Origin of the sequence: Streptomyces sp. NPDC021100 (assembly GCF_044333095.1) — a bacterium.
Classification (GTDB): Bacteria; Actinomycetota; Actinomycetes; order Streptomycetales; family Streptomycetaceae; genus Streptomyces.
In genome coordinates, this window is the sequence record NZ_JBIRQH010000010.1 from 34,289 (window position 1) to 60,528 (window position 26,240).

General features: G+C 74.5%; 28 protein-coding genes. 9 read left to right on the forward strand and 19 right to left on the reverse strand.

What is annotated here, in order from left to right; genetic code table 11:
• Window positions 1-88 precede the first annotated feature (88 nt).
• Window positions 89-1,759, forward strand: coding sequence for a bifunctional 3'-5' exonuclease/DNA polymerase (locus tag ACH4PU_RS19350; protein WP_398273089.1), 1,671 nt, complete (start codon window positions 89-91; stop codon window positions 1,757-1,759).
• 110 nt (window positions 1,760-1,869) lie between these two features.
• On the opposite strand, the gene ACH4PU_RS19355 is transcribed toward ACH4PU_RS19350, so the two are convergent.
• Together ACH4PU_RS19355 and ACH4PU_RS19360 are read right to left on the reverse strand one after the other, a co-directional pair.
• A complete protein-coding gene (locus ACH4PU_RS19355) occupies window positions 1,870-2,796 on the reverse strand; it encodes a phytoene/squalene synthase family protein (RefSeq protein ID WP_398273091.1) in 927 nt (308 codons plus the stop codon).
• Window positions 2,797-2,881: 85 nt separating this feature from the next.
• Complete coding sequence (locus tag ACH4PU_RS19360) at window positions 2,882-3,487, reverse strand: TetR/AcrR family transcriptional regulator (protein WP_398273094.1); 606 nt, start codon at window positions 3,485-3,487, stop codon at window positions 2,882-2,884.
• Window positions 3,488-3,610: 123 nt separating this feature from the next.
• Here ACH4PU_RS19360 and ACH4PU_RS19365 point away from each other — a divergent pair, with 123 nt between their 5' ends.
• Window positions 3,611-4,498, forward strand: a complete 888-nt coding sequence (locus ACH4PU_RS19365) for an NAD(P)-dependent oxidoreductase (RefSeq protein WP_398273096.1) — start codon at window positions 3,611-3,613, stop codon at window positions 4,496-4,498.
• A 65-nt stretch (window positions 4,499-4,563) separates the two neighbouring features.
• Here the strand turns inward: ACH4PU_RS19365 and ACH4PU_RS19370 are convergent, their stop codons facing one another.
• The 5 genes from ACH4PU_RS19370 to ACH4PU_RS19390 form a co-directional block, all read right to left on the reverse strand.
• Window positions 4,564-5,190: a CBS domain-containing protein gene (locus ACH4PU_RS19370; RefSeq protein ID WP_398273483.1), complete on the reverse strand. Its 627-nt coding sequence runs from the start codon at window positions 5,188-5,190 to the stop codon at window positions 4,564-4,566.
• A 295-nt stretch (window positions 5,191-5,485) separates the two neighbouring features.
• A complete protein-coding gene (locus tag ACH4PU_RS19375) occupies window positions 5,486-8,443 on the reverse strand; it encodes a tetratricopeptide repeat protein (protein ID WP_398273098.1) in 2,958 nt (985 codons plus the stop codon).
• Window positions 8,440-10,260: an HSP90 family protein gene (locus tag ACH4PU_RS19380; protein ID WP_398273100.1), complete on the reverse strand. Its 1,821-nt coding sequence runs from the start codon at window positions 10,258-10,260 to the stop codon at window positions 8,440-8,442. Before ACH4PU_RS19380 ends, ACH4PU_RS19375 begins: the two co-directional genes overlap by 4 nt.
• A gap of 78 nt (window positions 10,261-10,338) precedes the next feature.
• A complete protein-coding gene (locus ACH4PU_RS19385; protein WP_398273102.1) occupies window positions 10,339-11,811 on the reverse strand; it encodes a hypothetical protein in 1,473 nt (490 codons plus the stop codon).
• A 92-nt stretch (window positions 11,812-11,903) separates the two neighbouring features.
• On the reverse strand, window positions 11,904-12,203 hold the full coding sequence (locus tag ACH4PU_RS19390) for a hypothetical protein (RefSeq protein WP_398273104.1): 300 nt from the start codon (window positions 12,201-12,203) through the stop codon (window positions 11,904-11,906).
• A 122-nt stretch (window positions 12,204-12,325) separates the two neighbouring features.
• Between ACH4PU_RS19390 and ACH4PU_RS19395 the strand changes: the two genes are divergently transcribed.
• Window positions 12,326-12,694, forward strand: a complete 369-nt coding sequence (locus ACH4PU_RS19395; protein ID WP_398273106.1) for an arsenate reductase family protein — start codon at window positions 12,326-12,328, stop codon at window positions 12,692-12,694.
• Window positions 12,695-12,842: 148 nt separating this feature from the next.
• Complete coding sequence (locus ACH4PU_RS19400) at window positions 12,843-13,265, forward strand: hypothetical protein (RefSeq protein WP_398273108.1); 423 nt, start codon at window positions 12,843-12,845, stop codon at window positions 13,263-13,265.
• 7 nt (window positions 13,266-13,272) lie between these two features.
• Here ACH4PU_RS19400 and ACH4PU_RS19405 read toward each other — a convergent pair whose 3' ends face one another.
• Window positions 13,273-14,478, reverse strand: coding sequence for a flavin-dependent oxidoreductase (locus tag ACH4PU_RS19405; protein WP_398273110.1), 1,206 nt, complete (start codon window positions 14,476-14,478; stop codon window positions 13,273-13,275).
• On the reverse strand, window positions 14,475-14,846 hold the full coding sequence (locus ACH4PU_RS19410) for a YybH family protein (protein ID WP_398273112.1): 372 nt from the start codon (window positions 14,844-14,846) through the stop codon (window positions 14,475-14,477). Before ACH4PU_RS19410 ends, ACH4PU_RS19405 begins: the two co-directional genes overlap by 4 nt.
• A 106-nt stretch (window positions 14,847-14,952) precedes the next feature.
• Between ACH4PU_RS19410 and ACH4PU_RS19415 the strand changes: the two genes are divergently transcribed.
• Window positions 14,953-15,843 (forward strand): LysR family transcriptional regulator, encoded by an 891-nt coding sequence (locus ACH4PU_RS19415; RefSeq protein ID WP_398273114.1) that lies wholly within the window; start codon window positions 14,953-14,955, stop codon window positions 15,841-15,843.
• A gap of 203 nt (window positions 15,844-16,046) precedes the next feature.
• On the opposite strand, the gene ACH4PU_RS19420 is transcribed toward ACH4PU_RS19415, so the two are convergent.
• Together ACH4PU_RS19420 and ACH4PU_RS19425 are read right to left on the reverse strand one after the other, a co-directional pair.
• Window positions 16,047-16,601 (reverse strand): hypothetical protein, encoded by a 555-nt coding sequence (locus ACH4PU_RS19420; RefSeq protein ID WP_398273116.1) that lies wholly within the window; start codon window positions 16,599-16,601, stop codon window positions 16,047-16,049.
• Window positions 16,602-16,699: 98 nt separating this feature from the next.
• Window positions 16,700-17,371: an AAA family ATPase gene (locus tag ACH4PU_RS19425; RefSeq protein WP_398273118.1), complete on the reverse strand. Its 672-nt coding sequence runs from the start codon at window positions 17,369-17,371 to the stop codon at window positions 16,700-16,702.
• A gap of 164 nt (window positions 17,372-17,535) precedes the next feature.
• Here ACH4PU_RS19425 and ACH4PU_RS19430 point away from each other — a divergent pair, with 164 nt between their 5' ends.
• Window positions 17,536-18,261: a class I SAM-dependent methyltransferase gene (locus ACH4PU_RS19430; protein WP_398273120.1), complete on the forward strand. Its 726-nt coding sequence runs from the start codon at window positions 17,536-17,538 to the stop codon at window positions 18,259-18,261.
• 9 nt (window positions 18,262-18,270) lie between these two features.
• Here the strand turns inward: ACH4PU_RS19430 and ACH4PU_RS19435 are convergent, their stop codons facing one another.
• On the reverse strand, window positions 18,271-18,732 hold the full coding sequence (locus ACH4PU_RS19435; RefSeq protein ID WP_398273122.1) for a MarR family winged helix-turn-helix transcriptional regulator: 462 nt from the start codon (window positions 18,730-18,732) through the stop codon (window positions 18,271-18,273).
• A gap of 57 nt (window positions 18,733-18,789) precedes the next feature.
• Between ACH4PU_RS19435 and ACH4PU_RS19440 the strand changes: the two genes are divergently transcribed.
• On the forward strand, window positions 18,790-19,191 hold the full coding sequence (locus ACH4PU_RS19440; protein ID WP_398273124.1) for a VOC family protein: 402 nt from the start codon (window positions 18,790-18,792) through the stop codon (window positions 19,189-19,191).
• Window positions 19,192-19,209: 18 nt separating this feature from the next.
• Here ACH4PU_RS19440 and ACH4PU_RS19445 read toward each other — a convergent pair whose 3' ends face one another.
• The 5 genes from ACH4PU_RS19445 to ACH4PU_RS19465 all read right to left on the reverse strand — a co-directional run bounded on the left by ACH4PU_RS19445 (window position 19,210) and on the right by ACH4PU_RS19465 (window position 22,481).
• Complete coding sequence (locus ACH4PU_RS19445; protein WP_398273126.1) at window positions 19,210-19,614, reverse strand: hypothetical protein; 405 nt, start codon at window positions 19,612-19,614, stop codon at window positions 19,210-19,212.
• A gap of 111 nt (window positions 19,615-19,725) precedes the next feature.
• Entirely contained in the window at window positions 19,726-20,676 is a 951-nt protein-coding gene (locus ACH4PU_RS19450) for an anti-sigma factor RsbA family regulatory protein (RefSeq protein WP_398273128.1), read from the reverse strand.
• Window positions 20,677-20,797: 121 nt separating this feature from the next.
• Window positions 20,798-21,052 (reverse strand): WhiB family transcriptional regulator, encoded by a 255-nt coding sequence (locus ACH4PU_RS19455; RefSeq protein WP_398273130.1) that lies wholly within the window; start codon window positions 21,050-21,052, stop codon window positions 20,798-20,800.
• A 185-nt stretch (window positions 21,053-21,237) separates the two neighbouring features.
• Window positions 21,238-22,122 carry an RNA polymerase sigma factor SigF gene (locus tag ACH4PU_RS19460; protein WP_398273133.1) on the reverse strand — a complete coding sequence of 295 codons (885 nt, stop codon included), beginning with the start codon at window positions 22,120-22,122 and terminating at the stop codon, window positions 21,238-21,240.
• Window positions 22,123-22,310: 188 nt separating this feature from the next.
• Window positions 22,311-22,481, reverse strand: a complete 171-nt coding sequence (locus ACH4PU_RS19465; RefSeq protein WP_004947742.1) for a hypothetical protein — start codon at window positions 22,479-22,481, stop codon at window positions 22,311-22,313.
• Between the two features lie 214 nt (window positions 22,482-22,695).
• Here ACH4PU_RS19465 and ACH4PU_RS19470 point away from each other — a divergent pair, with 214 nt between their 5' ends.
• Window positions 22,696-22,869, forward strand: coding sequence for a CsbD family protein (locus ACH4PU_RS19470; protein ID WP_004947741.1), 174 nt, complete (start codon window positions 22,696-22,698; stop codon window positions 22,867-22,869).
• Window positions 22,870-22,974: 105 nt separating this feature from the next.
• Here ACH4PU_RS19470 and ACH4PU_RS19475 read toward each other — a convergent pair whose 3' ends face one another.
• Window positions 22,975-23,424: an SRPBCC family protein gene (locus ACH4PU_RS19475; RefSeq protein ID WP_185945016.1), complete on the reverse strand. Its 450-nt coding sequence runs from the start codon at window positions 23,422-23,424 to the stop codon at window positions 22,975-22,977.
• 268 nt (window positions 23,425-23,692) lie between these two features.
• Between ACH4PU_RS19475 and ACH4PU_RS19480 the strand changes: the two genes are divergently transcribed.
• Window positions 23,693-23,959, forward strand: coding sequence for a hypothetical protein (locus tag ACH4PU_RS19480; RefSeq protein WP_398273136.1), 267 nt, complete (start codon window positions 23,693-23,695; stop codon window positions 23,957-23,959).
• Between the two features lie 45 nt (window positions 23,960-24,004).
• Here the strand turns inward: ACH4PU_RS19480 and ACH4PU_RS19485 are convergent, their stop codons facing one another.
• On the reverse strand, window positions 24,005-26,062 hold the full coding sequence (locus ACH4PU_RS19485; protein WP_398273138.1) for a phosphocholine-specific phospholipase C: 2,058 nt from the start codon (window positions 26,060-26,062) through the stop codon (window positions 24,005-24,007).
• Window positions 26,063-26,240: the final 178 nt, after the last annotated feature.

The following is a 26,240-nucleotide window of genomic DNA, read 5'->3' on the forward strand; positions in this document are numbered from 1 at the left end:
TCAGCGTGCCACCGGGGTGCCGCCCGCACATCTCGGCGGCGCGGCCCGGCCGGGGCCCGTTGTCAGACCCCGGTGCGACACTGCGGACGTGAGATGGGCACTGGTAGGCGCCGCGGGCGCGGGGGACGAGAGCGTGCGGCTGTGCCCGGTCGACGTCGACGGACGGGCGGCCGGGCCCGCCGTCGTGGAGCGGAGCCTGGCCGACGCGGTCCGGGCCCGGCCCGGGGCGGCGCGGTGGATCTGGCGGTCGACGGCGGAGCTGTACGGGCGGGCGGCGGCGGCCGGGGTGCGCGTCGAGCGCTGTTACGACGTGGAGGCGGCGGAGGCGCTGCTCATGGGGTACGCGGAGGGGCAGTCCGGGCAGCCGCGGTCGCTGGCCGCCGCGTGGGCGCGGCTGCGCGGCCTGCCCGTCCCCGCCGACCCGCCCGCCCGCGCGCCCGACGGGCAGCCGTCGCTGTTCGAGCCGGGCCCGGTCCCGCTGCCGCCGGGCACCGATCCGCTGGACGCCCTCCTCGACGTCTACGCGGACCAGCAGGCCCGGGTGAAGGACACCGAGCACCCCGGGCGGACGCGGCTGCTGATCGCGGCGGAGTCGGCGGGCACCCTCGTCGCCGCCGAGATGTCCCGCGCGGGCGTGCCCTGGCGCGCCGACGTCCACCGGGCGCTGCTGACGGAGCTGCTGGGGGAGCGGTATCCCGGCGGGCAGGAGACCCGGCGGCTGGCCGAGCTCGCGGACGAGGTGTCGCGCGCGTTCGGCGGCGTCCGGGTCCGCCCCGACCTGCCCGCCGACATCGTCCGCGCCTTCGCCCGCGAGGGCGTCGCCCTCTCCTCGACCCGGGCCTGGGAGCTGCGCGGCGTCGACCACCCGGCCGTCGCCCCGCTGCTGGAGTACAAGAAGCTCTACCGGGTGCACACCGCGCACGGCTGGCAGTGGCTCCAGACATGGGTCCGCGACGGCCGGTTCCGCCCCGAGTACGTGCCGGGCGGCACGGTGACCGGCCGGTGGACGACCAACGGGGGCGGTGCCCTGCAGATCCCCAAGGTGATCCGGCGGGCCGTGGTCGCCGACCCCGGCTGGCGGCTGGTCGTCGCCGACGCCGACCAGATCGAGCCCCGGGTGCTGGCCGCCGTGGCCCGCGACCCCGGGCTGATGGAGGTCGCGGGAACCGGCCGGGACCTCTACGCCGACCTGGCCGAGCGGGCGTTCTCCGGCGACCGGGACCGGGCCAAGCTGGCCATGCTGGGCGCCATCTACGGGCAGACCTCGGGGGACGGGCTCAAACACCTGGCGGACCTGCGCCGGCGCTTCCCCCGGGCCGTGGCCCACGTCGACGACGCGGCCCGGGCGGGAGAGGACGGCCGGCTGGTGCGGACGTGGCTCGGGCGCACCTGCCCGCCCGCCTCGACCGCCGTGCCCGACGAGGCGGGCCTGCCGCAGGACGAGCCGGCCGGGTCCTCCGGCGCGGCGCGCGCCCGCGGCCGGTTCACGCGGAACTTCGTCGTCCAGGGCAGCGCGGCCGACTGGGCCCTGATCGTGCTCGCCCTGGTCCGGCAGTCCCTCGCCGGGCTCCGCGCCGAGCTGGTCTTCTTCCAGCACGACGAGCTGATCGTGCACTGCCCGGAGGAGGAGGCCGCCGGGGTGGCGGAGGTCATCCGGTGGGCCGGCGACGAGGCGGGGCGCCTCGCGTTCGGTGAGACGCCCACCCGCTTCCCGTTCACGGTCGCCGTGGCGGAGTGCTACGCGGACGCCAAGGACTGACGGGGGTGACGGGCGGGCGCCGGCCCGGGGGGCTGCGGCCCGGGCGCGGGCGGCTCACCGCCCCGGGCGGTTCTCCACCTCCCGGGCGGTTCCCGCCCTCCGAGGGGCGGTCAGCGCCCCCTGCGGCGGTATTCGCGCAGCAGCACGGCCAGCGCGCCCGGCAGCGGCGGGCGGACGGGGCGGCGTAGCACCGCCGGGCCCGCGGCCAGGGCGGCGCCGGCGGTGAGGGTCTCCAGGGCGATCACCGCCCGGGTGAAGGCGCGGTGCCCGGGCGGGGCGAACGCCACCAGCCGCCGGGCCGCGAGCAGGTCGCGGCGGGCCTGGAGGAGCTGGTCGCGCAGCAGGTCGCGGACGCCGGGCGCGTCCCGGCCGCGTTCCAGTGCGGCCCGGGTGACGCCGTACCGCGCCAGAGCCTCCTCGGAGAGGCCGAGCCGGCCGTCCCGCAGGTCCTCGGACAGGTCGTTGACGAAGTCGAGCCGTTGGCTGCCGTCGATGTAGGCGCGGCAGACCTCGCGGGAGGCGTCCGCGTCGGCCTCCGGCGCGAGCAGCAGCCCGGCGATCGTCATGAACGCGGGCAGCGCGTAGACGTCGACGTACTTCTGGTAGTCGGCCTCGGTGGCGAAGCCGGTGGTGTCCCGTTCCAGGGGTGCGCCGGCGAGGAAGTCCTCGACGTGGCCGCGCAGTCGGGGACGCGCGGCGACCGTGCGCAGCAGTGGCGCGAGGACGGGGTGGCCGTCCGCGGCCTCCTCCCCGGCCAGCCCGGCCCGGACCCGCGCCTCCCAGGCGGGCCAGGCGCCGGCCGCGCCGGGCCCCCGGTCGAGGAGGTTGTCGGTGTGGTGCATGAACGCCGTGGTGGCGATGGCGTGGGGGACGAGCGCGGGCGGCAGCAGCAGTCGTACGGCGAGGTAGGCGTGCCGGCGGTAGCCGGCGACCACGGCGCGCTGCCGGGTGTAGGCGGCGCGCAGCCGGGGGTCGTCGATGTCGGCGGCGGTCAGCGCCCGCTCCCATGAGCGGCCGCCGGGGGTCCACGCCTGCATGCCGGTCCGTCTCCCTGTGCGCGGTGATCACCCGGTTGGACGCGGTGATCGTCCGGCCGAGCCTACCGGCCCGGCCGGGGCCGCCTCACCGGTAGCAGGCGATCAGCCGGGCCAGGTGGCGGCCGGCCGTGTGCAGCGGTTCCTCGCTGCGCGACACCTGGGCGGCCAGCTCCGCGCCCTCCAGGGTGCTGATCACCGTGTGCGCGAGGTCGCGGGCGTCGTCGTCGGCGAAGCCCGCGGTGGTCAGCTTGGCGTGGACGAGCCCGCGCCAGCGGGCGAACGCCTCCGCCGCGGCCTGCTGGATGTCGGGGGCGCGGCCCGCCGTGCCCAGCGCGGTGGCGGTGACCGGGCAGCCGTCCGTCCAGTCGGACGCGCGCAGGATCTCCGCGAGCGTGGTGGTGCAGGCGACGAGCGCGTCGCCCGGGTCCTCCGCGCTGTCCAGCGCGCCGCGCAGGATGTCGGCGAACTCCTCGTCGCCGTGGCGGATCGCCGCGACCGCCAACTCCTGCTTGCCGCCCGGGAAGAAGTGGTAGAGGGAGCCGAGCGTGGCCTCCGCCTCCTGGGAGATCTGTTTGATCCCGGTGCCGTCGTAGCCCTGGCGCTGCATCAGCCGGGAGGCCGCGCGGACGATCCGTTCGCGGGTGTCGAGGACGGCGTCCGTCCCGGCGCCCTTCCCTGTGGTCGTCTTCATCCTCGCAGCTTACCTGGGTAGAGCGTTCGCCCTAATGAGTAGAGCGCTCTTTCTAGGGCTGTGCTACGGTGATCACCAAGTAGAGCGTTCATTCCAGAAGGGTCTTCTGTGAGCAGCCAGCCCGTGAGCAACGAGTCCGTGAGCAAGCAGCCCGTCACCGTCATCGGCCTCGGCCCGATGGGCAAGGCGATGGTCCATGCCTTCCTGAAGCAGGGCCACGCGGTCACCGTGTGGAACCGCACCGCGTCCAAGGCCGACGAACTCGTCACCGCGGGCGCCGTCCTCGCCTCGTCCGTCGAGCAGGCACTGTCCGTCAACGAGCTGGTCGTGCTGAGCATGACGGACTACGACGCCGTGTACGCGGTGCTGGAGCAGGCCCCGCACGCCGTCCGCGGCCGGGTGATCGTCAACCTCAGCTCGGACACCCCCGAGCGGGCCCGCGAGGCGGCCGAGTGGGCCGCCCGGCACGGCGCCGTGCACCTCACCGGCGGGGTGATGAGCCCGCCCTCCGGCATCGGCAATCCGGAGTCGTCCATCTTCTACAGCGGCCACCAGGCCGCCTTCGAGGCTCACCGGGAAACCCTCGCGGTCCTCGCGGGCACCGACTTCCGCGGCACGGACCCGGGCCTGGCGCAGCTGTACTACCAGATCCTCATGGACCTCTTCTGGACCGGCCTGATCAGCTACGTGCACGCCCAGACCGTGGCCGACGCGTACGGCATCCCGGCCGCCGAGTTCCTGCCCTACGCGCAGTCCACGGCGAACCAGCTCCCCGGTTTCTTCTCCTTCTACGCCCCGCGGCTCGACGCGGGCGACCACACCGGCGACGTCGACCGGGTGGCCATGGGCGTCGCGAGCCTCGACCACATCGTTCACACCGTCCGTGCCGCGGGCGTCGACTCCGCCCTGCCCGGCGTCGTCCTGGACGCCTTCCGCCGCGCCGCCGCGGCCGGACACGAGGACTCCAGCCTCACCAGCCTTGTCGAGGTCTTCAAGAAGGGGGCCGCGTAACAAGGGTGCCGGCTGGTAGCGCCGTCGGACCGGGCCCCCGTCCCGGTCCGCCGGCCGCCCCGCCCCTACGCGGTCCCCACGGTCAGGTGGTGCTCCACGCTCACCACGCCGTCCACACTGCCGCACAGCCGCACCAGCACCGGAACCAGACCCTCGTCCCGCACCGAACCGCTCAGCCGCACCTGCCCGTTGGTCACCTCGACGCCGATGCCGGACGGCGGCTCGTGCAGGGTCCGCACCAGCACGTCCTCGATGATCTCCTGCCGGATGGCGCGGTCGTCGCGCAGGAAGACCCGCAGCAGGTCGCTCCGGCTCACCAGGCCCACCAGCCGGCCCTCGGCGTTCACCACCGGCAGCCGCTTGACGTGCCGCTCCTCCATCGTCCTGGCCGCCTCCACGACGCTCCAGTCCGGCCGGGCGCACACCGCCGGACTGGTCATCAGGCCCTCGGCCGTCGTCGCCTCGTGCTTGGCGCGCACCGCCGCCGGGAGCGACGGATCCACCCGCCGGGCCGCCTTCGCCAGCAGGTCCGCCTCGGAGACCACCCCCACCGGGCGGTCGTCCGCGTCCACCACCGGAACCGCCGTGATGTCGTGCTCGTGCAGCACATGCACGATCTCCGTGAACAGGGTGCCGCGCTGCACCCGTACCACCGAGTGCGTCATCAGATCGCCGACGGTTCTGTGCTGCAACATGTCCCAGTCCCTTCCGGTGCGCACCCGGCGGCCGGGCGCGCGGCCAGGTCGACCACCGGGAATGCCCCCAGCCTCGCACACGCGCCGGAACGCCGGAGCGGCACCTCCCGCCGTCACACCGGCGGGTGAGCGCGGGGTCCGGCGGTGACCCGCCACCGGGCCGGTCGTGGGTGCGGGCGGGGAGGGGGCTTACCCCAGCCCCGCCCTCTCTCCCCCGGCTACCGCTGGGAGGTGCCCCCAGTTTCCCGGGGCTCCGCCCCAGGCCCCGAAACCGCGCTTCGCGCGGTTGGCCTCAAACGCCGGACGGGCTCTCTCGCGTCGCGTACATGAGGATGCTCTCCGCCTCGGCCCGCCGCGTCCGCGCGACCTCCTCCGACGCGTCGCCGTACTCCGCGAGCACCGCCCGCGCCCGGTCCGCGGCGGCCGCGTTCCGGCCCAGGTCGATCTCCAGCCAGGCGGCCGCCAGTTCGGCGCCCGCCCGCGAGTCGCGCAGCGCGGGGCCGGCCTCCGCGAAGACGGCCACCGCCCGCCCGAGGTGCGCGAGCCCCTCCTCGTACGCCTCCCGGGCGGCATCTCCGTCGTCCCCGTCCCCCGGCACGCCCTCGCAGCACCGGACGATCAGCTCGCCGGTCTGCCGGTGGGTGTCCGCGAGTTCACCGCGCAGCAGCTCCCGCGCCTCGTCGTCCCCGGCCGCCGCCAGCGCGGCCGCGCACGCGCGCTCGGCCTCGGTCATCAGCTCCCGGGCCCGGGCCGGGCCGTCGTCCTCCCCGCGCGCGGCGAGCCACGCGCGGGCGCGCAGCACCCGGACGTACGCCTCCGGCCGGTCCAGGTCGCGCCACAGCGCCTCGGCCCGCCGGTAGGCCCGCTCGGCCTCGTCGTCCCGGCCCGCGCGGCCCAGGCAGTCGGCGGCCATGTGGGCGAGGACGGCGTGGTCCCGCTGGTCCTCCCAGTGCTGCGCGACCGAGGCGGCGCGCAGGAACTGCCCGGCCGCCTCGCGGTGGTCGCCCAGCGCGGCCAGGCACTCGCCGAGCCACCAGCGCGCCTGGACCACCTGGCCCTCGCCGTGGCCCTCTTCGAGGTCCGGGAGCGCCGTCTCCAGGACGGACGCGGCCTCGTCCGCGCGGCCCAGCCGGTGCAGCGCCCCGCCGAGGGTGAGCCGGGCCCAGGCCCCGAGGGTCGCGCTCTCGCCCGCCTGGTCGGCCCGGTGCGCCGCCTCCAGGGCGTGCTCCACCGCGGGCTCGTGCCGGCCGGTGGCGGTGAGGGCCTCGGACAGCAGGACGTGCACCTGCGCCGCGTGCGCCTCCTGCATCGACCCGGCCTCCATCGACCCGGCGCCGTGCTCCAGGGCGGACCGCGCGGCCCCGACCGCCGTCTCCGGATCGCCGCAGGCCATCGCGGCCCGGGCCAGGCCGACGCGTGCCTCCGGCGCGTACCAGGCCAGGTCCGCCTCGTCCGTCAGCTCCACCGCGCGGCCGAACCATCCGGCCGCCCGGGCCGGATCGCCCGCCTCCAGGGCCAGTTCGCCGCGCAGTTGCAGGACGTCGGCCAGTCGGCCGGACACCATCCGGCCCGCCGCACGGTGCTCCTCACCGAAAGCGGCCGCCTCGTCGAGCGCGGCCTCCAGTGCGGACAGGGCGTCGCCGGCGTTCTCCGGGCCGTCGTCGAGCCCGTTGCGGAGGACGCGGCACCGGTAGAGCAGGGCCGTGGCCACCGACCGGGGCTCCGCCCGGCCCTCCGCGTGCAGCCCGCGCAGCACCGCGCACTCGGCGTCGGCCGCCGCCACGGCCTCCGCCGCGCGCCCGGCGAAGGACAGGGCCAGCGCCGCCCGCGCCCGGGCGAGGGCGGCCTGGGCGGGATGCCCGGCGGCCTCGTACAGCAGGGCGGCCGAGCGGAAGCCCTCGACGCACTTCTCCGGTTCCGCTACCCGCTCCATCGCCTCGTGGTCGGCGAGTTCGGCCCGGCCGAGCGGGTCGAGCTCGCCCTCGCGGCCGGGCGCGGCCCGCGCGAACGCCTCCCACGCGGCCCGGGCGCCGGGCGCCGGATCCTCCGTCAGCCGGCGGGCTGTGGCCAGCAGCTCCCGGACGTCGTCCGGAGACGCCGGGGCCGGCGGCGCGGCGGGCGCGGGCCGCGGGACGGTCAGCCGCTCGGCGCGTACGCCCAGCGGCAGCCGCTCGGCCAGCGGCGCGGCGTCCGTTCGCGCGCGGACGCGGTCGCCGACGACCGTACTGCCGTTGCGCCGGTCGAACCGGCCGGCCAGCTCCAGGGCCTCCGCCCGGGCATGGGCGTGCAGCTCCGCGGCCGTCCACTCGCGCCCGGCCGGGCCGGGCACCCGCCGCTCGCCGAGGCCCAGGTCCGTCAGCCGGCGGGCGAGCAGCGCGACGGGCGCGAGGAAGCCGAGCAGGGACAGCGGGTCCCCGGAGGGGGCGAAGTGGCCCGTGTGCTCGGCGAGGATCTCCAGGGCCCGTGCCTCGTTGCCGGTGAGCGCGCAGAACTCGATGTGGTCGCCGACGGTGGCCCGCATCGACTCCATGTCCCGGATCATCCGGTAGCCGCGCAGGTGGTGGGCGCGGGCCTCGTCGATCCGGCCCAGCCGTACCAGCGGGAGCAGCGAGGAGGCGAGGACCACGTGCGGCTCGTGCGCGCACGTGTGCTCGCCGGCCAGGACCGGGCGCCAGGTCTCCAGGGCCTCCTCCGGCCGTCCCAGCCGGTTCAGCCAGTCGCCCTGGGTGTGCAGTTCGCAGGCGTGGCAGTCGCTCATCCGGTCCCGGTCGGCGGCGAGCCAGGCGGCGAAGGCCCGTTCGGCCCGCGCGGTGTCACCGGTGTCCCGGGCGATGCGGAACTCGCTCTGCCGGACGGCCCGTTCGCTGTGGCCCGCGACCCGGTAGCGGTGCTCCATCTCCGCGTGCCACTTCTCCACCGACGCCAGCGGGATGTCCGGCTGGTCCAGCATCCCGCTGGCCACCCACTTGAACATCCAGTGCAGCCGGTGCTCGGCGTACTGGTCGAAGTCCGCCGGCCGCTCGTCCCACATGCGCAGCACGCGGGCGAACGGGACGAACATCTTCTCGGACTCGGAGCTGAAGTTGTAGGCGGACAGCACGTTGAACAGGGTGTCGAGCAGCAGCCCGGTGTCGCCGGTCTGCCCGGCCTCGTCCACCAGCCGCTCGGCGACGGCGTTGCGCGCCGGGCCCTCGGGCTCGTTCATGTTGTCCTGGAGCGCCTGGCGGAGGGCGGAAGCGGTGCGGTTCATCGGCCTTCCTCCGACGGCTGGGACGGTGCGGTGGGGTGGGCCGCCCATTCCAGGAGGCCCAGGAAGGCACGGTTCAGCAGCGCCGAGTCGGCCGGCCGCAGCGGGCGCTGGGCCATCAGCAGGGCCTGGCCGTAGAGGGCCTCCGCGGCGGTGCCCGCCAGATCGCGGTCGGCGAGCGCGCCGACGCGCCGGACCAGGGGGCTGAGGTGGTTGAGGACGAGCCGGGCGCGCGGGGCCTCGTCCCGCAGCGACCCCAGGATGGACGACCACAGGTCGTCGGCCTTCGACTCCTCCTCGGCGCGCGCCCGTTCGTGCCGGGCCGCGCGGTCGTCCAGATGCAGAGCGGGCACGGTGACCGGCAGGAAGGAGCGGAGCACCACATCGCACCCGAGCGTGTCCAGCCGCGCCCGCGCCGCCGCCAGGAAGTCGGCCAGCGCCAGCTCGTCGCCCGGCTCCACGTGGTCCAGATGCGCGGTGACCGTCTCCGCGTCCAGCTCGGCGACCGTGGTGCCCGGACGCACCCGGGGCAGCATCTCCACCAGCTCGCCGTCGAAGGTGTAGCCGCCGTTGACCACACCGACGCCCTGCGCCGCCGCGATCGGCGCGACCTGCCGGAACTCCTCGACGGTCCGGGTGAAGTGGACCGTCCGGTGCCGCTGCGCGAACTCCTCCAGCGACAGCTGCCCGTCACTGGTCTCGAACGGCAGCCACGGCAGCATCGTGCGCAGCATGTCCGCGTCGTGCCGCGCCAGCGACTTGACGCCGACGTGATGGACGGACAGGAACTGCCGCAGCCGCTCCTGGTCGCCCGCCGCCAGCTCGGCGAGCCAGTCGCGGATCCGCTCCCCGAGGGCCTCCCGGACCGCCGCCAGCCGGTCGTCGTCGTACAGGCTCTCGCGCGAGGCGGTGGGCCGCAGGCTGTCGGTGTCGACGACGCAGCGGACGAAGAACGCCCATTCGGGCAGGAGTTCGTCGGCCCGGTCGGTGAGCAGCATGCCCTTCAGGTGCACGCGGTGCCCGCCGCGCCGGCCCGGGCTGACCGCCTGCGGCAGCACGTACGCGACACCGCGCACCCCGGCCACCGGCACGTCGAGCTCGACGGCGTCCAGCGGTGAGAAGCCGAACAGCTCGTGGCAGTGCCGGGCGAGCGCCATCCGCCGGGCGGACGGGCTCGGGTACGTCCGCTCCCAGACGGGCGGCCGGTCGGTCACCGGGGTGTCGCCCACCCGCACGTCGTGGGGGAGGAGCGAACCGAAGTCCTTGGCGAGGGCGAGCACGCGCTCCTCGGCGAGCCAGTCCTCCGCGCCGCGGCGCGCGGCCAGGTACACCGTCGTGCCCGGCTCGGGGCGCGCGTCGTCGGCGAGCGTGCGGACGGTGTACGAACCGTCGTCGCGCGCCGTCCACTCGACGGGCGGCGCGCCGGGCGTCCGGGCGGAACGGCTGACGACCCGGATCTCCTCGGCGACGACGAAGCAGGCGAGCAGCCCGATGCCGAACTGGCCGAGGAATTCCGAGCGCGCCGACTCCAGCCCGTCGCGCTTGGAGCTGCGGCCTATGGTGGCCAGCAGGTCGTGGACGTCGGCCTCCGTCAGGCCGATGCCGCTGTCCTCCACCCGCAGCCGGCCCCCGTCGGCGTGCAGGCGCACCGTGGCGGGCGCCGTCGGCTCCTCCGCGCGGCGGGCCGTGATGGCGTCCACGGCGTTCTGCAGAAGTTCGCGGAGGTACACCTTGGGGCTGGAGTACAGGTGGTGGGACAGCAGGTCCACCAGGCCGCGCAGGTCGACCTGGAAAGTGTGCGGTATCTGGTCGTCAGTCATCGTCGCAGCAGCGTACTGGGTGGGTCGGACACCGGGCCGGGCATTATCCGGTGCGGCCCGGACGCAACGGTTCCGGATTCAGCGGTACTCGGCGAACCGGGGCCGCAGCCCCGCCCCCACGAGGAGCACGGCGCCGCCCAGCACGCCCGCCGGCACCGCGGGCCAGCCGGCCAGCCGGTCGCGGGCGGACGCCGTCCGTTCCGTGAGGACGTCCAAGTGGCGCGCGGACAGGGCTTCGAGCGAACCCGCGAACTCCCAGAAGTCGAACGGGATCCGCCCGCGCCCGAGTTCGGTGAGCGTCAGCACGGCCGCGTCCGTCCGCCCGGTGGCGTGCTCCTCCCGCATCCGGCGGTCGTCGTCGCGGAACCGCCCGTACCGGTCGAGCACGTCCCGGTGGGCGGCGCGCCCGGGGGCGTAGGAGTAACCGTCCGGCGCGAGGAGGGAGCCGAGGCGCGCGGTCAGGCCCTCGAACCTGCTCACGGCGGCGGATCCGGGGCGGGTGTCGTAGACGAACCAGCGGCCCTCGGTGGCCGCCGCCTCGGCGGCGACCGCCCGGGCCTCGGCCAGCCGGGCCCACGGGCGCAGACCGGCCCGCGCCGCGTCCCGGACGCCGTCCGCCGCCGACAGGAACGCCACCGTGCCCAGGGCGGTGACGACGGCGGCGGCGACCGTCGCGGCGCACAGCGCCGGGTTGAACACCCGCCGGTAGCGGCGGGCCAGCCGCCACTGGCACCAGCCGAGGACGGCCAGGGCGGCGGCGCCCGCCCCGGCCGTGGTCCATGCGGCGGCCACGGCCGCGCCGTGCGCGCGGTCCGCCAGCCCGTCCGCCCGCCGCGCGTACCCGGACGCCAGGGCGTCCGCCGCGGGCAGCAGTTCACGGTGCATCACCTCGCCCGCGTCGACGGAGAGGGTGACGGCACCGGAGGGCGGGCGGCCGGCGGGCCGGTCCGGCGCCGTCTCGTCGACGGCGGACGACCGCGCGGTCAGCTCGTCGTACCGGCCCAGGCCGTCCAGGAGCACCCGCACCCGGACGCCCTCGGCGGGGTCCCCGCCCAGCCGCCGCAGCAGGTCGCTGACCTCGGCGCGCCGCTGTCGGGCGGTGAGCAGGGCCAGGACGCGGTTGCCCACCTGGAAGTCGTCCGCCGACCGGCCCGCGGGCAGGACGGCGGGCCGGTCGGCGGAGTGCCCGGGCACCAGCGCGTTGGCGCGCTGCGCGTCGAGGTCGGCCAGGGCGAAGCGCAGCCCGGCCGCCGTCGCCGCCCGCTCGGTGACGGTCTCCCGTAGCCGGCCCGTGTCGGCCCGCACCGCGACGGCCCCGGCCACGGCCGCCGCGCACAGCGCCACCAGGGCGGCCGACATCAGCAGCGCCTGCGCCCCCAGCCGGCGCACCGGCGCGGCCGGACCACGCCGCCGTCGCGGCCCGGCCGTGGTTCCGCCGCGGACGACGGTCCGGGACGTCGTCCGCGGCGGAACCTCCCGCTCCGTCCCGGCCCCCGGCGCGACGGCCGGCGCCGGGGCGGCCGGGACCGGGGCGACCTGCTGGATCGTCATACGACGACGCTACGGACGGGCCGGGGCCGACGGGTGACGGGCGGGGGAACGGGTGGTGGCCGGGCGGTTGCGGCGCGCGGACATGGGTGAGATCAGCGGCGGGCGGCGCGTGCCGCGGGCGCCTCGGCGTGGATCAGCGACCTGACCATCCGGCAGGTCGCGTTCGACGGCGGGCGCACCCCGATCCGGTCGGCGACCCGGCGTATCCTGCGGTTGGTCGCCTGCTCGGGCCGGTACGCACCGCTGTGGAGCAGCGCTATGGCGAGGCGCATGGCCTTCAGCCGGCGGTTGTGGGACTCGTACCACTCACGGGGATGCCCGGCGGGCAGACGCTTCCTCGGCAGCGTCGCGAGGGTGCACGGGTCGGTGAGCGGTGCTGCTGCTGCGGCCATCGGCGTCCTCCTGACGAAGGGGTCGGGCGACCTCTTCACTACCCCTCCATTCTACTGCCGGGCACTGACAATCGCCCCAGCTCAGACGGGATTTGAAGGGGTGGGGCGGTACCCTGTGCGGCATGGAGATCTGGATCAACCCCGCCTGTTCGAAGTGCCGCTCGGCCGTCAAGCTGCTCGACGAGGAAGGCGCCGAGTACACCGTCCGCCGCTACCTGGACGACGTCCCCGACGAGAGCGAGATCCGGGCCGTGCTCGACCGGCTCGGGCTGGAGCCGTGGGACATCACGCGCACCGGGGAGGACGAGGCCAAGGAGCTCGGCCTGAAGGACTGGCCGCGTGACGCCGCCGCGCGCGACCGCTGGATCGGTGCCCTCGCCGGGCACCCCAAGCTGATCCAGCGGCCCATCATCACCGCGGACGACGGCACCGCCGTGGTGGGCCGCACCGACGAGGCGGTACGGGAGGCGCTGTCCCGGTCGGCCGGCTGACGGCCGGAGTCCGCCGCTCCGAAACTCGTCCCCCCGCTGTCCGGAAATCGCCGGTTCCCGGACGGCGAGGAGGGGCTTCAATAGGGGCCTTTCCCCGCGGGGTTCTCCAGGAGGCACGCGGGACTCCCACGAGGCACGAGGAGCGAGCATGCCGGTGCGCAAGGCGACGATCCAGGCACACGTGGGACGGGCGGTGGCCGAGGCGAACCCCTCCGACCGGCCGGTGGTGACGGTCTACGGAATCAGCGGGCCCAGCCCGATCGCCATGGCCTTCCTGTCGAGCGTGTGGATCTTCTTCGTGGACACCTACTTCGTCACCTTCACCCAGCAGGCCCTGCTGTTCCACCGCGCCGGGAAGCTCAGCAGCCGGCCCAAGGAACTCGTCCTGGCCCTGCCGCACGACCAGGCCCGGCACCTGATGAGCGACGTGCGGATGGGCTCCCTGTGGAGCTCGTTCCGCTTCCTGATGCCGGGCCGGGAGAAGCCGACGCGCATCAACGTCAACCGCCCCTGGCGACCGGAGCTCGACCAGCTCCTGCGGGTGCTGGCCGCGCAGCCGACGGGGTACTGACCACCGGTCAGCGGGGCGTCAGCGACGGGCGGGCGTTCAGGTCGGCGGGATCGCCCCCGCTCGCCCGCCGGTAGGCGTCCGTGATGCGGGCGTAGTGCTCCGCGCTCCGCCCGCCGTCGTCCGGAACCCCTCGCACCGCCTCGTTCATGGCCCGGTTGGCGCGGACGACGGCGGCCGTCGCCTCCCGCCGCTCCTCCGCGTAACGGGCCAGCGCGGCCGGCACGTCGCCGGCCCCCGCCAGCGCGTGGGCGAGCACCCGGGCGTCCACGACGGCCTGGGAGGCGCCGTTGGCCCCCACCGGGTACATCGGGTGCGCCGCGTCGCCGAGCAGGGTGACCCGGCCGCGCCCCCAGGACGGCAGCGGCTCCCGGTCGACCATCGGGTACTCCAGGATCCGCTCGGCGCCGGTCAGCAGGCCCGGGACGTCCAGGAAGCCGAGCGACCAGTGCGCGTAGTGGGGGAGCAGGCCGGCGAGCCGGCCCGGGCGGTTCCAGCCGGCCTCCTCGCCCAGCGGCCCGGGCGGCGCCTCCCGGACCAGGCAGACCCAGTTGATCCGGTCGCGGCCGATCGGATAGGCGATGAACTCGGCGTCCCCGTCCCGGACCAGGACCGCCGACCGCCCGGTGAGGAAGGGCTTCCCCTCCGTCACCCCGCGCCACATCCGGACCCCCGACCACAACAGCGGCCCGCCGTCCGGGTGCAGCAGCCCGCGGACGGCCGAGTGCAGCCCGTCCGCCCCGACCAGCACCCCGGCCTCCGCGGTCCGGTGCTTCCCGGTCGCCCGGTCGAGGAGCCGGGCCCGGACGGCCGACCCGGTGTCGGTGAAGCCGTCCAGGCGCGTCCCGGTGCGGACGGCGTCCGGGCCCAGCCGGTCGCGGACCGCGGTGAGCAGCATCAGCTGGAGCTCCCCGCGGTGCACCGAGTACTGCGGCCAGCGGTAGCCCTGGGCGACACCGCGCGGTTCGGAGAACAGGACGGTGCCGTCGCGGTCGCAGTACACGTTCTCGGCGGTCGGCACGCCGACGGCGGCCAGCGCGTCCCCGAGCCCCAGCTCGGTGAGTTCGCGGACGGCGTGCGGCAGGAGGTTGATGCCCACGCCGAGCGGGCGGACCTCCCGGACGCTCTCCACGACGGTCGCGTCGATCCCTGCGGCGTGCAGGGCGAGGGCGGTGGTCAGGCCGCCGATGCCGGCCCCGGCGACGAGCACGCTCATCGGCCGGCCTTCGACTCGGGCCGGTCGATGATCCGCAGCCAGGTCCCGTCGGGCTCGCGCCGGACGACCTGCACCCTGCCGCCCGTGTCGTCGGCGGACCGGGTCGACGTGAGGGCGAGGTCGGCCCCGTAACGGACCGTCGGCAGCGGCGGCTCGGGCACGAACGGCAGCTCCGCGTGGAGCAGGAGCTGTTCGCAGACGGCGCGGATCGCCTCCCGGCCGACCGTCGCGCTGCCGGGCGGGAAGGCCAGGACGGCGTCGGGCGCGTAGAGCGCGGCCATCCCTTCGGCGTCGCGGGCGTTGGCTCGCTCGACGAACAGGCGGGTCAAGTCCTCGGGGGTGGTGGCGCGTTCGCGGATATCGGTCATGGTGCTGCTCCTTCGGTGCGGTGTTGCTGCCTTGTGGTAACCAGCCTCCTCCGGGGCACACCAGAAGTCCAAGACATGGAAAGTCTGGCTGCTAGCATCGCTGGTTATGGAACTGCGTCAGCTCGAGTACTTCGTGACGGTGGTGGAGGAACGGAACTTCACCCGGGCCGCCGAGCGGGTACGGGTCGCCCAGCCCGGGGTCAGCGCGCAGATCCGCAAGCTGGAACGGGAGCTCGGGCAGGAGCTGCTGGACCGCTCGGGGCGGTCCGTGGCGCTCACCGAGGTCGGCGCGGCTTTCCTGCCGCACGCGCGCGCCGCCCTCGCCGCCGTCGAGCGGGCCCGGCTCGTCGTCGACGAGATGGCCGGACTCCTCCGGGGCCGCGTCGCCGTCGGCACCGTGACCTCGCACAACGCCGACCTGCCCGGACTGCTCGCCGGCTTCCACCAGGAGCACCCTGCGGTCGAGATCACCCTCGCCGAGGACACCACGGACCGGCTCGTCGACGGCCTCCGCGGCGGTCGCTTCGACGCGGCGATCATCAGCGTGGGGCGGGACGGCCCGGCCGGCATCTCCCTGCACGTACTGGAGGACCAGGCGATCGTCGCCGCGGTGGCCCCCGGCCATGAACTCGCCGTCCACCCGGTCGTCTCCCTCGACACCCTGCGCGACCGGCCCCTGATCAGCCTGCCGCGCGGCACGGGGCTCCGCGCCCGGCTCGACGAGGCGTGCGCCGCGGCCGGGTTCCGGCCGCGGATCGCTTTGGAGGCGGGTGATCCCGGCACGCTCGCCGAACTCGCCGCGCATGGGCTGGGGGCGGCGATCCTGCCGGGGGAGTTCGCGGCCTCCCGCGCGCCGGAGCTGGTGTCGGTGGCCATCGATCCGCCGGCGTTGCGGGGCCGGCTGGCTTTCGCCTGGCGCACGGACGGTCCGGTCAGTCCGGCGGGGCGGGCGCTCATCGCGCAGGCGCGGCGGGTGTTGGCGGGGCCGGGGCGATGAGGTTGCCCCGGCCCCGCCCTTTCACCATCTCCTGCGGGGGCAAGCCCCCGCACCCCCGCAGCACGCTGCGCGCGCTGTCCTCAAACGCCGGACGGGCTGAAGTCAGCCCGTCCGGCGTTTGAGGACGAGCGGCGAAGCCGCGAAAGGGGGGTCTGGGGCGCAGCCCCAGGAAACGGCGAAAGGGCGGGCCGGGGGCCTCCCCCTCACCACCCCGACCCCTCCGGCCATATCTCCACCACCCGCCGCGCCGCCTCCCCGAGGCCACTCGTGTCCAGCGCGACCGCGGTCTCCGCTATGCCCTCGTCCGGCCACTCCAGCACCAGCGTCAAAGGCCCGCCCTCCGGCACCGCCGACAGCAGGAACCGCACCGGCCGGTGGAACGCCCCGCCGGGATCCGTGCCGTACTCCCGCACAGTGAGGCCGGGACCGCCGTGCGCCGGCCGCAGCCCCACCCGCAGCGCCCCCGCGCCGGGCCGGGCGTACCAGGCATCGCCGTACACCTCGTCCGTCCGCCTGCGCCGCCAGAAGAGCTGCAGACACAGCGTGACCTCCTCGGGCCACACCTCCCAGCCCGTGAACACCACCCGTACCCGCGGCCCCTCGGCCACCCGCGCCACTCGGGGAAGCACCGTCGGCAGGTACCGGTCGGCCGGCGGCCCGTCGTCTCCATACCGTGGCCCCGGCGGCCCCAGGTCGACGAACTCCGGACGGTCCGGCTCGTGTTCGGCCGGCACCATCCGGCCGTCGAAGAAACCCATGGCTGTCCTCCCCGCACCCGCCCTCACGGATACTCACACGAACGATCGTGACAGAGGGGTCTGACAATCCCCCTCCGGTGCGCGGGCGGACAGCCGCGCTACCGCCGGAACGCGACGGCCGCCACGTGCTCGCGCGTCGTCCGGTCCAGCAGTACCACCGAGGCCGCCTCGGGCACCGGACTCCCGCCCGGCTCCCCGGCGCCCGGTGCGGCGAGCGCGTCCGACAGCCGTCGCAGCCCGCGCCGGTGCCGGTCGAAGACGCGGGGCCGGGCCCAGCGCCCGCGTGCCTCCTGGCCGGCGAGGGCGTCGGCCGCCGCCATGTCCAGGAGGACCAGGTGCAGTTCGCGGCCCCGGCGCCCCGCCTCCCGGGCGAGCAGCCGCCGCAGCCACGCCCGGCTGCCGCAGTCGTGCACCAGCAGCGGCCCGCCCGCCCGGACCGCGTTCCACAGCCGGTGGGCGTACACCAGGCGCGCCCACGGCCGGTACACCGCGTACGGCAGCCATGCCGGCATCACCGCCGCGCAGTCCTCGTGCGCGTCCCTCGGGTCGACGACCGACGCGGCCCCCGACCAGCGGCGGATCAGGGTGCTCTTGCCGCTGCCGGGCAGTCCCGACACGACCAGCACGGCGTCGGCGGGGTACACCAGCAGCGCGGGGGCCCGTTCCCGTCCCCGCAGATCCAGCAGGCCCCTCGGGCGCGGCGCCGGTTCCGGCCCTCCGGCCGACGCCTCCCGCACGGCGGTCGCGGCCGGCCTGCGTATGTCGTCCACTGCTCCCACGGTCCCTTCGCTCACGAGCCCTGACGCCCGGCGTCATCACCGCCGGAGCCTCGCACAAGACGCCGGGGGAGCGCGGACGGTTGCGCACCGCGCCCGCGCGGTCCGGTGCCCCGGCCCGGACGTGACCCGGGCCGCGAACGGGTCGTTGGCCGACCGTGACCGACGACATGCCCCGGGGCGGCCCCGGCGCCGCGTGGTGGGACCGGCTGTACGAGACCGACCGCCCCGAGTACCTCGACCGCGCCGACGCCGCGGGCCGGCGCCGCCGGGTGCTGCGCGGACTGGCCCGGCTGGAACGGCTCACCCTCGCCCACCGGACGTTCGGCGCCCTCGTCCTGGACGGGCTCCGGGACGTACCCCGGCCGTGCTTCCTCGAACTCGGCGCCGGGGACGGCGGACTCACCCGCTGGGTCCTCGACCGGCACCCGGCCGCCCGGGCCACCGTCAGCGACGTCGCCCCGGACCTCGTCGAGGCGCTGCGGGCGGGACCGCTCGGCCGCCACACGCGGGCCACCGTCACACGGCTCGACGCCACCGCGATCGACGTCCCCGACGGCTCCTACGACCTCGCCGTCTTCACCCAGTCCCTGCACCACCTGCCGCCCCGGGGCGCGGCGGACGTGCTGCGCGAGGGCACCCGCGTCGCCCGGCGGCTCCTGATCATCGACCTGTGGCGCCACCCCGCGTGCCTCGCGGCCGTCCCCGCGGCCTTCCTCTGCGGCGGCCCCGCCCAGGCGCACGACGCCGTCGTCAGCCTGCGCAAGGCGTACAGCCCCGCGGCGCTCCGGTACTTGGCCGGCGCCTGCGGCGCGCCCGTCGCCCTGCGCACGCGGTTCCTGCCACCCCTCTACCTGGCGGCCGTCGCCACCAGGCGGGCGTGAGGCAGGCGGCTACGGCCGCCCCGGCCCGTCCGCGGCTTCTCCCCCATGGCGGAAGACCTTGTCGAGCAGCGTGTGCAGCCGCTCCCGCTCCCGGGCGGTCAGCGGGGCGAGAAGCTCGTCCTGGGCGGCGAGTACGTCATCGGTGAGCCGGGCGAGTTCCGTGGCGCCGGCGGGGCACAGGTTGACGGAGAGGCGTCGGCGGTCGCGAGGGTCGCGGGTCCGTTCGACGTGGCCGAGGGCGGCCAGGTCGTCCACGATCTTCGTCATGTCACTGGGGTCGATCGCCAGGCGCTCGGCGAGCTCCCGTTGGGCGTGCGGGCCGAAGTCGGCGAGGGCGGCCAGCACGGCCATGTGCCACATCCGCAGATCGCGGTCGGCCAGCCGGGCGGCGACCCGGCCGCGGGCGTCCTTGCCGATCCGGGAGAGCAGATAGGGCGTCAGGGCGGTGAGGGTGGGAGGTGTCTCATTCACGTCACTATTGTAGGTAGCCACCCATCATGGGTCGGAACCCACTATTGGAGGAGTGTCATGGACGCCCTGCACCCCCGGCTGCTCGTCGGCCGGTTCGCCGAGACCTTCCGCTTCTACGCCGCCGTCCTGCCCGAACTCACCGGCGCCCGCCTGGTCCGGGGCACGGAGGAGGGGCCTTACGCCCACTGGGACCTGGCCGGCGAGGGTGCGCTGATGCTGCTCGACCGCCGGGCCATGGCCGACATCACCGGCCCGGCGGCGGAAGCGGGCCCCGCCGACCGGACGATGCTCGTCAGCCGCGTCCCGGACGTCGACGCCGGCTACGCCCTCTGCCTGCGGCACGGCGCCACGGCGGTCGCGGCCCCCGCCCAGCGGCCGGAGTGGGGGCCGACCCTGCGGACGGCCCACGTCCGCGACCCCGAGGGCAACCTCGTCGAGTTGCAGTCCTACGACGGATGAGGGCTGCCGGGGCCGCCGTCAGCCGCCGGACCTCCGGATCTCCACGCACTTCGTGCCGAGCGGCTTCAACTGACCTCTGACCTGCTCCCAGCCCTCGGCGCAGATCTTGGTGTGGTCCGGCACATCCCGGCCCCAGGCCACCGTGTACCGCAGCCCCTCGTGCCAGTGCTGCGACGCGCTCTTGTTGTCGACGCCGCCGCCGTACAGCCGGTAGTGGCCGAAGAACTTCGCGCCGCGGGCCGGGGTGACCGTCGCCCGCGCCACGTGGAGGCCGTTCCGCTCGACCTGCAGACAGGTCTGTCCGACGCAGTCGCCGCCGTCCGCCGAGGCCGGCGGCGCCACCGCGGCGCAGAGTGCCAGGGTGCCCACCGCGGCCACGGCCGTGCGTACGGCCCACCGCGTTCTCGCCATGACGCGCTTCATCCGTCCCGTTCCTTCCGTCGGCCGGCGCCTCACCGGCGCCCGCCCACGCTCGCCGTTCCGGGCGGGCCGGCGCAATCGAACTGCGCCGGGTTCACCCGCATGACGGGTGGTTCAGGGCGACGGGACGCGGGAGAGCAGGCAGCGCGTCGTGGTGCCGCCCGGGCCCGTGTGGGTACGGACGAGGTCGCTCAGGGTGTGGACGAGCAGCAGGCCCCGGCCGCCGGGGCGGTCGGGCGTGGGCGGGCGGCGGCCGGCCAGCGGATCGCTGATGTGCCCGCGGTCCTGCACCTCCCACACCAAGCGACCGCCCTCGGCCCAGATCCGCACCGTCCCCGTCCCGCCGCCGTGCACCACGCTGTTGGTGGTCAGCTCGGCGACGGCCAGCGCCAGGTCGTCCCGGCGCTCGGGTGCCAGCCCCAGCGCCACGGCCCGCTCCACCACGGCGCGCCGCGCGTCCGGCAGCAACGTGTCGTCGAAGTCGAAGGAGAGGACGGACCCGGCACGCGGCGGCGGCAGCGGCTGGTTGTAGGCGGCGATGATGTGGTCCGGCGCGTACGAGCCGCTGGGGCCGTTGCGGTCGCCGTCGATGATCACCGGGTGGGTCGCGTAGGCGTCGGCCACCGCCCGCGGATCCAGCCGCGCCGTGTCGTACGGACAGACGATGGTCACCCTGCGGCCCGCGAACGCGTGGTTGATCAGGGCCTCGTGCTGGACGCACGCCGGGTATTCCGTGGCGGAACGGCTCGCCCAGATCGGCTCGCCGATGATGCGGACGTGCCGGTCGGGGTGGGCGTCGGCGAAGGCCCGCAGCACCCGTGGAATGATCCGCCCCGGATTGCGGCCCGCCTCCTCCATGTCGACGAACCGGACCCCGGACCCGTCCGCGCCCAGCGCGTCCCGCAGCAGCTCCAGCCGGACGCGGGGCACGGCGATCGCCACCGGGTCGCCGACGGCCAGCCCCTCGCGGACGAACGCCGTGAGCGCGGCGACGTATTCTCCCCCGTCCCGGTAGAACAACGCCGGGTGGACGAACGGCCCGGCCACGGCCGTCGTGTCGTTCACAGCGTCACCTCGATCACTGGCGGGTCGGGACCGCACGTCCGTCGCGGGTCCGCTCACCGTCCCCGCGAGGGCGCACCGTGGGCCGGGAACGTCCCGCCCCGCAGGGAGCTCCGCCACCGTACTAGGAAGAGGTACCCACATGGCGCCTTCCCGTCCCCCGCAGGAGCTCACGCCTGTCCCCCTCGCTTGTACCACCCCACACTCCGTACTCCTGACGGGTCTCCACAGCCCATCGCAGACATTCTTCCCTCACCGGGCAGCGCGCACAGACCGATTTGGCCCCTTCGGTCTGCGCCAGCGCCGGAACTCCCGTGCCGATGGGAAAGAACAGGTCGGGGTCCTCTTCCGTACAGGCGGCGTACTGTCGCCAGTCCACGTCGGTACCTCCGTTCCGGGTCTTCCGGGATCGTCCCTCTCTCCACGCCTCGCCCGGAAGTCCGGAAATAACCCTGGAAGAAATCCTTCCGATCCGCTCTCGCGTGCACGACGGCGCCCCTCGCCGGCCGGAGGGCCGTGAGGGGCGACGTCGTGCGCGGTGGAGCCGGCCGCCGACGGGCGGGATCACTGCTGGGCGAGCATCTTCTTGCGCAGCTTGCCGAGGGTGCGGCTGAGCAGCCGGGAGACGTGCATCTGCGAGATGCCGAGCTCGGCGCCGATCTGCGACTGGGTCATCTCCTGCCCGAAGCGCAGCTCCAGCATCAGCCGCTCCCGCTCGTCCAGTTCCTTCAGCAGCGGCTTGAGGACGTGCAGCGACTCGACCTTCTCCAGGTTCTCGTCCACCGTGCCGATCCGCTCCGACCACGAGCGCGAGGAGTCGTGGCCGCGCGGCCCGGGCTCGGCGGGGGTGTCGATGGAGTGGGCGGAGTAGCCGTTGCTGGCGACCTGCGCCTCGATCACCTCGTCCTCGGACAGGTCCAGCACCTCGGCCAGCTCCTTGACCGTCGGGGAGCGGCCGAGCCGGCCGGAGAGCTCCTCCGTCGCCTTGACGAGCTCCACCCGGAGCTCCTGGAGCCGGCGGGGGACGTGGACGGCCCAACTGGTGTCACGGAAGAAGCGTTTGATCTCGCCGGTGATGTAGGGGATGGCGAGGGTGGTGAACTCGACCTCCCGGGTCAGATCGAACCGGTCGATCGCCTTGATCAGACCGATCGTGCCCACCTGGACGATGTCCTCCATCTGGTCGGCGCGGCCGCGGAAGCGGCCGGCGACGTAACGCACCAGGGAGAGGTTCATCTCGATGAGGGTGTTCCGGACGTACTGGTACTCGTGCGTACCCTCCTCCAGGACCGACAGCCGGTCCAGGAAGAGCTTGTTCAGGGCCCGGGCGTCGCGCGGGTCGATGCCTCCCGCGTCCTCCACCTGTGGCAGATCCACACCGAGAGGCCCACCCACCGCAGTGCTGCTCCGCTCGGCGTCGGCCGTCTGCGTCACGCTCGTGCTGGTCACGTGCGCCCTCCTTAACTGTGCTTGACAGTTCGGCTTCTGCCCCGGGTTCGCCGGGACATGCATGCAGGCAGGGCTATTTTCGGCCGGACTTCCGAAGGAATCCGGCCGGACAGCACCGGGGCCCGGCGGGGATCAGGTCCCGCCGGGCCCGGAGGAGACGGGGCCGTGATGGCTGTGTGGTCAGCGGGTCACCATCGGTACCAGCGGCTGCGGCCGCCACCGGAGTCGACGGAGCGCACGAGGAAGCCGAGCAGCCAGATGACAAGCACCGCCACCGCGACCCACCACAGAATCTTCACGGCGAATCCGGCACCGAAAAGGATCAGGGCGAGGAGCAGGACGAGAAGAAGGGGAACCATGTAAATCAACCTCCGACGTGTCGTCTTCCCGATGCTTTCGCTTTTATCCGCGCTTCCTTTCTTCATGCCAGGCCGATGCGGATTCGAGACCGAACTAGCCCGGCGCGCGTACGACTTCAGTGCGCCGGTGACCGATGGGTTTACGGGGAGCCGGCCCGGGCAGCCGCCCGGATGAAATCGACACGACCGCCATCGACACTGAGGAGTTATCGAGATGAGCGCTCAGGAGAAGGCCAAGGCCAAGGCGGAGCAGGCCAAGGGCAAGCTCAAGGAGCAGGCCGGCCGGGCCGTCGGCAACGAGAGCAAGGAGGCCGAGGGCCGGGCCGACCAGGCCAAGGGCGACCTGCGGGGCGCCAAGGAGAAGGCGAAGGACGCGTTCCGCGACTGACCTTCTTCCGGTGGGACCCCCGAGGGGGCCGCGGTCCTCGGACCGCGGCCCCCTCGCCGTTCCGGAACGCGGTGCGCTCCGGGCGCGCACCCGGCTCGCTCGGGCTTACACCCGGCCGCGCCACCGGCCCGTCTCCAGGCCGCGCGACTCGATGAACGTCTTGAACCGCTCGAGATCGCCCTTGGCCTGCCGGCGGACGAACCCCAGCTTGTCGCCCACGGTGTCCACCACGCCCTCCGGCGTGTGGTCGAACTGGAGCATCACCTTGGTGCGGGCCGCGTCCAGCCGGTGGAACGTGACGACGCCGGCCTGCCGGACGTCACCGTCGACCGTGGTCCACGCCACCCTTTCGTCCGGGATCTGCTCGGTGATCACCGCGTCGAACTCCCGGCGGACGCCGTCCGTCTTGGTCACCCAGTGCGTCAGCGTCGGCGAACGCTGCTCGATCCGTTCCACGCCCTCCATGAATTGCGGGAACTCCTCGAACTGTGTCCACTGGTTGTACGCGGTGGTGACCGGAACGGCGACCTCGACGGATTCCTCGATCTGCGACATGCTGCCTCCTCGCGCGGTACGTACGCGCTGTGTGTAGGGGAGGAAAGGCGGACACCTCGCGGATGCCCGGGAATCCGGCGGGCAGGCGTGCCTTTTCGGCGATGTGGAGGGGCACATTCGTCGCCGGAGAACCACACGTCCCGGCGGCAATGCCGGGAACACCCCTTTGCGTGCGCCCTTTTCCGCGCCGGTACGCGCCCCGCAGAATGGACGCCCCGGCGGCACGGGAAGGAATGTACGGAAAGTATGACGAGAGGGACGGAAGCGGATGAATCACGCCCATGCGGACCATCCGGGTTTCGTCGCCCTCTCGGCCCGGCTGACCGGGCGGGACGAGGACGAGCTGCGGGCGACCGGGCTCGTCCGGCTGTACCACGACGCCACGCTGGAGCGGGTCGGCCGGGAGGCCGTCGGGCGGTTCCTCGACGACCTCGACGCGGCCGGCGGCGACCCCGACGCGCTGGTGGACCCGGAGTCGCGCGGGATCGCCCGGGCCATCGTGCACCTGTGGCGGACGGGCGTCTGGCCGCCCTGACCCGCGAGCGGTGACGGGGGGAGCGGCCGGACGCCCGGACCGGGATCAGCGGGTGGCGATGGCCGGGTCGCTCACTCCGGAGGCGCCCGTCTCGACGTGCCCGGCGAAGCGTCTCAGGAACACACCGTCCTCGTGCGACACCACCGACACGTCGTACCAGCGCTTGCCCGCCCGCGTCCGCACCGTGTGCCGCACGGTGGCGCCCGGCCGTACCGTCACGGTCTCGGCCGGGCCGCCGTAGGCGTCGGTGACGGTCAGATGGCAGTCGGCCGTGCCCCGCTGGGTCAGCGTGAGGTCGAGGTCACCGGTGGCCGCGTTGTGGCGGGCGGTGACCTCGGGGCCCGCGGTGCCGCCGGGGCCCCTGAAGCTCCGGAGGAAGCCGTTCGGGCCGTGCACCGTGAGGTCGTAGACGCCCTTGGAGTAGGCCGTGTTCCAGGTGTCGGCGATCGTCTTCCCGGCCTCCGCGGTGTACGTCCACGGGCCGTCCGTGCGGTTGGGCGAGGTGACGAGGAACTGTGCGCCCGCCGCCTCCCCGCCGCCGAACGCCAGGGTGAACCGGCCGGTCGCCGGCGCCGCCGCCCCGTCGGTGAACGGCGCGTAGGGCAGCGGCCGGGTGGGACGGGAGCCCGGCTCCTGGCGGGGGAGGGTGCCGGTCGCGGGCGGCTTCGGTACGTAGTCGGGGTGGCGCAGCCGGTCCGGGGGCCGGTAGCCGTCCGTGGACGGCAGCGCGGCGGTCCCGGTGCTCGCCCGGCTGAAGTCGAAGGCCGAGGTGAGATCGCCGCAGACCGCCCGCCGCCACGGCGAGATGTTGGGCTCGCGCACCCCGAAGCGGCTCTCCATGAACCGGATGACCGAGGTGTGGTCGAAGACCTCGGAGCACACGAAGCCGCCGGTGCTCCACGGCGAGACCACCAGCATCGGAACGCGCTGCCCCAGCCCGTACGGGCCCGCCGCCTTGCCGATGCTCCCCTTGTAGAGGTCAGGCCCCGGGTCGACGGTGGACAGTCCCTGAGCCGCGGACGCGGGCGGGAAGGGCGGGACGACGTGATCGAAGAAGCCGTCGTTCTCGTCGTAGGTGATGAACAAGGCGGTGCGGCTCCACACCTCCGGGTCGGCGGTCAGCGCGTCCAGCACCTGCGCGATGTACCAGGCACCGTAGTTGGCGGGCCAGTTCGGGTGCTCGCTGTACGCCTCCGGCGCGGCGATCCAGGAGACCTGCGGCAGCCGGCCGGCCTTCACGTCCGCCTTGAGGACGTCGAAGAGGCCGTCGCCCTTGCGGACGTCGGTCCCGGTGCGGGCCTTCTCGTACAGCGGGTCGCCCGGCTTGGCGTTGCGGTACGCGTTGAAGTAGAGGAGCGAGTTGTCGCCGTAGTTGCCGCGGTAGGCGTCGCCGGTCCAGCCCCACTTGCCCTTGGCGTCCAGGCCGTCGCCGACGTCCTGGTAGATCTTCCACGAGACCCCGGCCTTCTCCAGCCGCTCGGGGTAGGTGGTCCAGCCGTACCCCGCCTCGTCGTTCCCGAGGACCGGGCCGCCGCCCTTGCCGTCGTTGCCGGTGTACCCGCTCCACAGGTAGTAGCGGTTGGGGTCGGTGGACCCGATGAACGAGCAGTGGTACGCGTCGCAGAGGGTGAACGCGTCGGCGAGGGCGTAGTGGACCGGTATGTCCTCGCGGGTGAGGTACGCCATGGTGGTCGCCGTCTTGGCCGGCACCCACTGGTCGTAGCGGCCCTTGGCGAACGCCCGCTGGCCGCCCGCCCAGTCGTGGTTGAGGTCCTGGAGGAACTGCATGCCCAGGTGGTCGGCCTCGGGGCGGAACGGCAGGATGTCGCGTTTGCCGTCCGACTGGTGCCAGACGGACTTTCCGCTGGGCAGGGTCACGGGCCGCGGGTCACCGAAGCCGCGGACGCCCCGCAGGGACCCGAAGTAGTGATCGAAGGAACGGTTCTCCTGCATCAGGACGACGATGTGCTCGACGTCCCGGATGCTGCCGGAGCTCCGCCGGGCCGGAATGGCGGCGGCGCGGGCGATGCTGCCGGACAGCGCGGTGAACGCGGCGGTGCCGCCGGTCAGCTGCAGGAACCGCCGGCGGTCGATCTCTCCCATGGGCAAGGTGACCTCTGAGGGTGTGTGGGGGAAGGGGGACGAAGCGCTCCAAGGACAGCGAGGCGGGTGGAAGGGGTGATGGCGACACTGTGACGCCGGGGGGTACGGGAGGGGAACAGGGTGTCCACGCCATACCGGAGCCCCTGGAACTCCGGAGCCCTGGAACCCCGTAGCCCCC

Excerpts from the sequence above, each read along its gene's own strand:
- ACH4PU_RS19355 (WP_398273091.1), bottom strand. The coding sequence starts at position 2,796 with ATGCAGGCGTGGACCCCCGGCGGCCGCTCATGGGAGCGGGCGCTGACC.
- ACH4PU_RS19360 (WP_398273094.1), bottom strand. The coding sequence starts at position 3,487 with ATGAAGACGACCACAGGGAAGGGCGCCGGGACGGACGCCGTCCTCGAC.
- ACH4PU_RS19375 (WP_398273098.1), bottom strand. The coding sequence starts at position 8,443 with ATGAACCGCACCGCTTCCGCCCTCCGCCAGGCGCTCCAGGACAACATG.
- ACH4PU_RS19380 (WP_398273100.1), bottom strand. The coding sequence starts at position 10,260 with ATGACTGACGACCAGATACCGCACACTTTCCAGGTCGACCTGCGCGGC.
- ACH4PU_RS19385 (WP_398273102.1), bottom strand. The coding sequence starts at position 11,811 with ATGACGATCCAGCAGGTCGCCCCGGTCCCGGCCGCCCCGGCGCCGGCC.
- ACH4PU_RS19390 (WP_398273104.1), bottom strand. The coding sequence starts at position 12,203 with ATGGCCGCAGCAGCAGCACCGCTCACCGACCCGTGCACCCTCGCGACG.
- ACH4PU_RS19395 (WP_398273106.1), top strand. The coding sequence starts at position 12,326 with ATGGAGATCTGGATCAACCCCGCCTGTTCGAAGTGCCGCTCGGCCGTC.
- ACH4PU_RS19400 (WP_398273108.1), top strand. The coding sequence starts at position 12,843 with ATGCCGGTGCGCAAGGCGACGATCCAGGCACACGTGGGACGGGCGGTG.
- ACH4PU_RS19405 (WP_398273110.1), bottom strand. The coding sequence starts at position 14,478 with ATGAGCGTGCTCGTCGCCGGGGCCGGCATCGGCGGCCTGACCACCGCC.
- ACH4PU_RS19410 (WP_398273112.1), bottom strand. The coding sequence starts at position 14,846 with ATGACCGATATCCGCGAACGCGCCACCACCCCCGAGGACTTGACCCGC.
- ACH4PU_RS19415 (WP_398273114.1), top strand. The coding sequence starts at position 14,953 with ATGGAACTGCGTCAGCTCGAGTACTTCGTGACGGTGGTGGAGGAACGG.
- ACH4PU_RS19420 (WP_398273116.1), bottom strand. The coding sequence starts at position 16,601 with ATGGGTTTCTTCGACGGCCGGATGGTGCCGGCCGAACACGAGCCGGAC.
- ACH4PU_RS19440 (WP_398273124.1), top strand. The coding sequence starts at position 18,790 with ATGGACGCCCTGCACCCCCGGCTGCTCGTCGGCCGGTTCGCCGAGACC.
- ACH4PU_RS19445 (WP_398273126.1), bottom strand. The coding sequence starts at position 19,614 with ATGAAGCGCGTCATGGCGAGAACGCGGTGGGCCGTACGCACGGCCGTG.
- ACH4PU_RS19465 (WP_004947742.1), bottom strand. The coding sequence starts at position 22,481 with ATGGTTCCCCTTCTTCTCGTCCTGCTCCTCGCCCTGATCCTTTTCGGT.
- ACH4PU_RS19470 (WP_004947741.1), top strand. The coding sequence starts at position 22,696 with ATGAGCGCTCAGGAGAAGGCCAAGGCCAAGGCGGAGCAGGCCAAGGGC.
- ACH4PU_RS19475 (WP_185945016.1), bottom strand. The coding sequence starts at position 23,424 with ATGTCGCAGATCGAGGAATCCGTCGAGGTCGCCGTTCCGGTCACCACC.
- ACH4PU_RS19480 (WP_398273136.1), top strand. The coding sequence starts at position 23,693 with ATGAATCACGCCCATGCGGACCATCCGGGTTTCGTCGCCCTCTCGGCC.
- ACH4PU_RS19485 (WP_398273138.1), bottom strand. The coding sequence starts at position 26,062 with ATGGGAGAGATCGACCGCCGGCGGTTCCTGCAGCTGACCGGCGGCACC.